Origin of the sequence: Vibrio sp. OPT46 (assembly GCF_015163535.1) — a bacterium.
Taxonomy (GTDB): domain Bacteria; phylum Pseudomonadota; class Gammaproteobacteria; order Enterobacterales; family Vibrionaceae; genus Vibrio; species Vibrio alginolyticus.
In genome coordinates, this window is record NZ_JADDYG010000730.1 from 25,652 (window position 1) to 27,737 (window position 2,086).

The window sequence follows — 2,086 nt, forward strand, 5'->3', positions numbered from 1 at the left end:
TAAAATACCACCGCCATCTTGAGCCTGCTCTCGCCAGCGTTGACGAACTTCAGGACGGTAGCGATCAAAGTGCGACTCAAACAGCTTTATATCACCTAACTTACCTTGTTCGATAAGAGATTTAACCGTGAGAAAGTCTCCATCCCAACGTCTATTGTGAAAAACGCTCAGCACCAGACCTTTCTCTTCGGCTAATGCGATAAGTTCATTACCATCTTCTATCCGAGTAACAAACGGTTTCTCGACGATGACGTGTTTCCCATTGTTCAACGCACGCTTTGCAAGTTCGTAATGTACGTCATTTGGCGCAGTAATGATTACGAGCTCTGCATCACTATCATCGAGTAAAGTATTCGCATCAGAAAACCACTTAGCATCTGGCCAATCATTTTGAACCGCCTCCTGTTGACGAGAGCTTATCGCGCTCAGCGTTAAATTTGGTAGCGATTTAATGAAGGGTAAATGAAACGTTTTTGCTGAATATCCGTAACCAATCACAGCGGTTTTTACGGGATCGTAAGCCATTCTAAGATTCCTTATTTCGGTGACACAACAATACATTCAATATCATTGTGATCGAGGAGTTGTTGAAAATCTGATTGAGGGGGATGATCGGTAATAATGATGTCGATCTTTGACAAATCACATACGTGGTGGAAATTGTCGCTACCAATTTTTCGGGATTCACAAACGACGATGACCTGCTGAGCTTGAGCAATCATCGCTTGTTTCATTGTTGCTTCTAACAAACTATTTGTTGTCAGCCCTCGGGATGACAATGCACACACGCCAATGAACGCTTTGTTCACGTGATAATGCTGCATTTGCTGCTCTGCTTGCGCCCCTAAAACTGCTCTGGCATAAGGGTCAAAGTGTCCGCCTAAGAAATGAACGTCCATTATGTCGTTTGTTTCAGCAGCAGTCAGCACATCAATGCTGTTAGTGACGACGTTGAGCTTGTTTTCTCCACAATGCGCTTTTCCTGCATAGAGTGGGAGCAGAGACAAAATGGTGCTGGTATCAATAACAAGATGGTCGCGCTCATCCAACAACGCTGCGGCAGCTTGAGCCAGTCGATGTTTAACGTCACTCACGGGTCGACTCGCGTATGCCTCGGTATGGGAAGAGATCGGCGCAAGCATGACACCACCTCGTATTCTTTGTAACCCAGGTTGCTGACTCAACTTAACTAAGTCTCGACGAGCTGAATCTCGCGAGATACCAAAGTACTCACAAACTTCAGACAACGTTACTTTGTTTTGCTGCTCCAGCTTCGCTCTGAGTGCTACGAGTCTTTCTTCTTGTGTCATGACTTAAATTCACTTAAGTGGTTTTAAGTAAACTTGCCACAATGATAGAAAAATTACCAACAAAACCACTTACAACCAACTCAATTGACCAAAGGTTAACCAAAGATAAATGAGCAGCAAGGCAAAACTTCCTAGGACGGTACGTTCACTCAAGCCCACATAGTTAGGCGTATGAAGTTTATTTATACCCATTTAAAACAACTGGCTCATCTAGCCCTAACTTCACTCTATTTATTTTAATAAGCGCTTTTGGTAGTGGAATAAACCCAGCATTTCGTACCTGTTGTGTATTGTTGTCGGTTGTAAGGAGTTCAAATAGCTTTGATTTTGTGATCTTCTGATTGGTGTCGAATTGTTTATTTATATAAACGTAATAGACCACGGAAAGTGGATAGCGAAGAGAATAGATGCAATCTGTGCTCAAAGAGCATGAGTCATCGTTATGATGAACAGAGAGAGCCTTGTAGCTCGACCACTGTTCTGAGTATTTAAAATCGGAGTATCGCATATAAGCTTTGGCTGACAAGTCGTCACTTAAAGCCCGTTTCAATCGGTCTTCATCAAGCATTTGAATCGATGATTGACAACCATTAGAGCTCACATCTGGGTTACTTAAACGCATCTCCCCGAAAGCATACGTATTTGCATCACAGCGTTTCAATTCACTAACGGAAACACTATCTACCGTACTCTTTTGACTATTGATTACGACAATAGCGTTTGCCATTAAAAACAAACGTGTAGGCCTGTGGCCTCTTTCTCTTTGAAATCGGGAG

General features: G+C 42.9%; 3 protein-coding genes. All 3 read right to left on the minus strand.

The features are described 5' to 3' along the window. Positions 1-525, minus strand: a 525-nt coding sequence (locus tag IQR33_RS34450; protein WP_228014156.1) for a Gfo/Idh/MocA family oxidoreductase, incomplete at its 3' end; no start/stop codon positions are given. Between the two features lie 11 nt (positions 526-536). Further along, on the minus strand, positions 537-1,310 hold the full coding sequence (locus IQR33_RS26210) for a DeoR/GlpR family DNA-binding transcription regulator (RefSeq protein WP_193837401.1): 774 nt from the start codon (positions 1,308-1,310) through the stop codon (positions 537-539). Positions 1,311-1,488: 178 nt separating this feature from the next. Beyond that, positions 1,489-2,086 (minus strand): phosphate ABC transporter substrate-binding protein (locus tag IQR33_RS26215; protein WP_228014157.1); only part of this gene is annotated, 598 nt, incomplete at its 5' end.

What these genes read in the sequence shown, in the direction of transcription:
- IQR33_RS26210 (WP_193837401.1), bottom strand. Translation starts at nt 1,310, where the DNA reads ATGACACAAGAAGAAAGACTCGTAGCACTCAGAGCGAAGCTGGAGCAG.